Origin of the sequence: Curtobacterium sp. B18 (assembly GCF_000333375.1) — a bacterium.
GTDB lineage: Bacteria > Actinomycetota > Actinomycetes > Actinomycetales > Microbacteriaceae > Curtobacterium.
In genome coordinates this window covers 1-4,587 of the sequence record NZ_BACZ01000169.1, presented here as the reverse complement: position 1 = coordinate 4,587, position 4,587 = coordinate 1, and the positions used below count along the sequence as shown (strand labels likewise).

At 73.3% G+C, this 4,587-nt stretch carries 4 protein-coding genes; 2 read left to right on the top strand and 2 right to left on the bottom strand.

The window, feature by feature from the left end:
* On the bottom strand, positions 1-625 hold a 625-nt coding region (locus tag I5E_RS04545; RefSeq protein WP_022905945.1), incomplete at its 3' end, for a DUF4129 domain-containing protein.
* Positions 622-2,100 (bottom strand): glycerophosphoryl diester phosphodiesterase membrane domain-containing protein, encoded by a 1,479-nt coding sequence (locus I5E_RS04540; RefSeq protein ID WP_148286856.1) that lies wholly within the window; start codon positions 2,098-2,100, stop codon positions 622-624. The genes I5E_RS04540 and I5E_RS04545, both read right to left, overlap by 4 nt.
* Positions 2,101-2,248: 148 nt before the next feature.
* Between I5E_RS04540 and mtrA the strand changes: the two genes are divergently transcribed.
* Both mtrA and mtrB read left to right on the top strand, forming a co-directional pair.
* The gene (gene mtrA / locus I5E_RS04535; RefSeq protein WP_022905943.1) at positions 2,249-2,923 is read left to right on the top strand and encodes an MtrAB system response regulator MtrA; all 675 of its coding nucleotides are present in this window, start codon (positions 2,249-2,251) and stop codon (positions 2,921-2,923) included.
* Positions 2,924-2,928: 5 nt separating this feature from the next.
* Positions 2,929-4,587, top strand: a 1,659-nt coding sequence (gene mtrB, locus I5E_RS04530; protein ID WP_022905942.1) for an MtrAB system histidine kinase MtrB, incomplete at its 3' end; no start/stop codon positions are given.

The window sequence follows — 4,587 nt, the reverse complement described above, 5'->3', positions numbered from 1 at the left end:
CCGGGGTCGTCGCATGGGCAGGACGTGCCGTCCGGACGGCGTGCTCGGTGTCGAGGACCTCGCGGGCTGCCGTCTCGGTGGCGGCGACGTCCAGGTAGCGGACCTCGTCGAAGGTGACGGCCGCGTGTTCGATCCGGGTGGCCTCGATCGGGAAGACCCGTGCCGCGCGGCCGGCGATGGCCCGCGCGGTGGCTCCCGGGACGTCCGGCACGAGGTCGCGCTCACCGAGTCCCCTGGCGATCGCGCGGTACCCGTCGAGGACCGCACGCGACCAGTCGCCGGCACGGAGGGCAGCGTGGGCGTCCTCGGCGATCGCGCTGGCCGGACGGAGGTCGTCGTCGTCGAACACGCCGCCGGTCTCCCCGTCGGTGAGCCGCGCCCGTCGGCGGGGGAGTCCGCGGGCGACGACCACGAGCACGACGACCGCCACGAGCACGACCACGGCCGTCCAGAGCAGGGTCTGCGCGACCGCCGGGGACCCGAGGCCGTCGGCGCGGAGCGACCCGAGCCAGTCGAGGACGGCACGCGAGGCGCGGTCCCACCACGTCACGTGCGCACCGTCGTACTCCGACCGCTCGAGCTCGTGCTCGAGGAGCCGACGTGCCTCGTCGGGACCGATCGTCATGCCCGGCCGTCCGGCGGGTAGCGACCGGGAGCGCCGCCCCACTGCGGCGGCGCGGTCGGCCCACCGGCGGCACCGGGGCCGGGCTGTCCGGGCCACGGCTGCCCGGGCGCGGTGCCCGGCTGCCCGGGCCACGGCTGCTGCGGCGCAGCGCCCGGCCACCCCTGCCCGGGCCAGACCGGCCGGTCGACCCGCGGCGACGGCGCGAACGGGTCGGTCGGCGTTCCGGTCTCGAGGTGCGACGCGATCCGCTGGTCAAGCGCCTCGGTCCGGATGCGACGGTCGATCGCCAGGAAGGTCACGACGGACGCCGACAGCACGTCCGTGACGCACTGCACCGCGATGCCGAGCAGGCTCCCCACGACGATCGCGATCACCCCGCCCGTCCCGGCACCCGAGGCCGCGTCGGTCTGGCCGAGCGGGTCGAACGTGCCGCCCAGGAGCACCGCGCCGATCGTGAGCGGGATGGTCGCGATGGACACCGCGACACCGAACACGGCCTGCACGAGCAGGATGATGCCGAAGGTGCGCCAGAAGGCTCCACGGGTGAGGCGCCACGACTGCGCCGCGGCCTGGAAGACGGGGCGTCCCTCGAGCGCGATGGTCGGCACGGTGAACGCGAACTTCGTCCCGAGCCACACGAGCACGACCGCGAACCCGAGGCCGAGCAGGAAGAAGCCGAGCAGGAAGGCGCCCAGGCCGGCGCCGGAGCCGCTCCCGGAGGCCGCGGCGACGAGCCCGATCACGACGCCCACGAACACGATGCCGATCACGACGCCGGCCGCGAGCTGCAGCAGGATCCAGGCGACCACCGACCAACGGCGCCCGGCGAGCAGGGCCCAGAGTCCGCGGAAGGTCGCGCGTCGGCCGAGGACGCGTGCGCCGGTGTCCGCGGCGACCGGCGCGACGAGGAAGCCACGCCCGAGGTAGGCCAGGAACGGCAGCGCGACGGAGAGGACGAGCCACAGGGTGAACGAGCCGGCGAGGATCGAGTCCGAGCCGGTCGCGCCGCCGTCGACCGCCGACAGCATGCGCGACTGGAGTGCCTGCTGACCGAACACGCTCACGAGCGTCGAGAGGAGCCCGAGGACGCCGCTGAGGAGCAGGCTCCAGAGCAGGAGCACCCGCGCGTTGCGGCGGAACACGGTGAACGCGCCGGCGAGGACGTCGCCGAGCCCGAGCGGCCGCAGCGGGAGGACCGGTCGCGACCCGACCGGCGGGGGAACGGACGGACCCCCGGGGCCACCGACCCACTGGCCGGGCTGGCCGGACGGACCCTGCCACGGCCCGGGCTGGCCGGACGGACCCTGCCACGGCCCGGACTGGCCGGACTGACCCTGCCACGCGCCGGACTGGCCGGACTGACCCGGCCACGCGCCGGACGGCTGCTGCGCCGGGGGCCGAGCCGCGCCTCCTGGACGCTCGTCCCGACCGTCCTCGGACCCGCCGGGCGCACCCGGTACCTGCCAGTCGGACATCGCCGCCCCCTCGTGCTCCCGACCACGCACGCGGAAGACGCGGTCGACACCCATCCTGTCGGAAAACGCCGTCGCACGGGGCCTCGGCTATCGTGAGGGGTCAGGTGCCGACCGGGCACTGCCGCACGTCACACGGAGTCCCCATCACATGACACCGCGCATCCTCGTCGTCGACGACGACCAGGCCCTCGCCGAGATGATCGGCATCGTCCTCCGCTCCGAGGGCTACGAACCCGAGTTCAGCGCCGACGGCAACGACGCCATCGACGCGTTCCACGGGACGAAGCCCGACCTGGTGCTCCTCGACGTCATGCTCCCGGGCATCGACGGCATCGAGGTGTGCAAGCGCATCCGTGCCGAGAGCGGCACGCCGATCATCATGCTCACGGCGAAGGGCGACACCTCCGACGTGGTCGCCGGCCTCGAGAACGGCGCCGACGACTACGTCGTGAAGCCCTTCAACCCGAAGGAGCTCGTCGCCCGCATCCGCACCCGGCTCCGGCCGACCGCCGCGGACGCCACCGTGCTCCACGTCGGCGACCTCACCGTCGACGTCGCCGGGCACGAGGTCCGACGCGGCGACGCCGTGATCGCGCTCACCCCGCTGGAGTTCGACCTGCTGCGGGCCCTGTCCGAGAAGCCCAACCAGGTCTTCACCCGCGAGATGCTGCTCGAGCAGGTGTGGGGCTACCACTACAAGGCCGACACCCGGCTGGTGAACGTCCACGTGCAGCGCCTCCGCGCGAAGATCGAGCACGACCCCGACAACCCGAAGATCGTCACCACGGTGCGCGGCGTCGGGTACCGGGCCGGAGGGTCCTGAGCACCGTGCCGTCCACACCGTCGACCGGCGGCGTCGCCGTGCGGGGCAGACTCGCCCGCGCCGGCCGCCGTGTCCGACGGTGGGTCCGGCGCGGCTGGCGGGGTGTCGCGTACCTCTGGCGCCGCTCCCTGATGTTCCGGTCGGTCGCGATCACGGTGATGACCACCGGCCTCGCGATCGCGATCATCGGCACCGCCGTCATGATCAGCATCTCGAACAACGTCTACGCGCAGCGCCGCGACCAGATCGAGTCCGAGTCCGCCCGCGCCACGATCGTCGCGCAGGGCATCTTCGACGCGGCGACCGCCGGCGAGGACAACAACCAGAGCGAGCTCGAGACCCTGCAGAGCGAGGCGCAGCAGGCGATCCTGTCGAACACGACGAGCCCCGGCGGCACCAGCATCGCCATCGAGCGGACCCCGAACCAGCCCGGCCCGCAGACGGTGCAGAACGTCGCCAGCCAGGGCTTCCCGGACGCCGTGATCACCGACGCGCTGCGCAAGGAGGTCGGCAAGGACACCGGTCGGCTCAGCCTGCAGCCGGTGCGGCTCGAGGACGACGGGCGCCGCCAGCCCGGGCTCGCGGTCGGGTCGACGCTGCAGATCCCGAGCGCCGGGCAGTACGAGCTGTACCTCGTGTACGACCTCTCCGACGCCCAGCAGACCCTCGACTTCGTCTCGCAGACGCTCTCGATCGGCGGTGTCGCGCTGATGGTGCTCATCGCCCTCGTCACCTCGCTCGTCGTCCGGCTGGTCGTCGTCCCGATCCGCGGTGCCGCCGAGACGAGCCGGAAGATCGCCTCGGGCCGGCTCGACGAACGCATCCCGGTGCGCGGCAACGACGACATCGCCACCCTCGCCCGGAGCTTCAACGGCATGGCCGACGCAGTGAGCCGGCAGATCACCCAGCTGGCCGAGCTCTCCCGGGTGCAGCAGCGGTTCGTCTCCGACGTCTCCCACGAACTCCGCACCCCGCTCACGACCATCCGGCTGGCGGGCGACATGCTCTACGACTCCCGGCACGCGTTCGAGCCGTCGGTCGGCCGGTCCGCCGAGCTCCTGCACGCCCAGGTGGAACGCTTCGAGCTGCTGCTCGCCGACCTCCTCGAGATCTCCCGCTTCGACGCCCAGGCCGTGCACCTCGACCCCGAACCCGTCGTCCCCGCGGCCCTCGCCACCGACATCGTCGACGAGTTCCGCCCGCTCGCCGAACGCGCCGGCATCGACCTGCAGCTCCTGACGCCCGGCGGCCACACCACCATGCAGCTCGACGCGAAGCGCATCCGCCGCGTCCTGCGCAACCTCGTCGGCAACGCCATCGAGCACGGCGACGCGAAGCCCGTGCAGGTCGTCGTCGACAGCGACGCCCGCTCCGTCGCGATCGCCGTCCGCGACCAGGGCATCGGCATGCCGCCCGAGGACGCCGCCCGCGTGTTCGACCGGTTCTGGCGTGCCGATCCGAGTCGCAAGCGCACCATCGGCGGCACCGGACTCGGCCTCGCCATCTCGCTCGGCGACGCGAACCTGCACGGCGGCAGCATCGACGTCTGGTCGCGCCCCGGCGAGGGATCCGCCTTCGTGCTGACCCTGCCGCGCAACGACCGCGTCGCCGTCACCACCTCGGCGGATCCCGCTCCCGGACTCGACGAACCGTACGACTGCCCC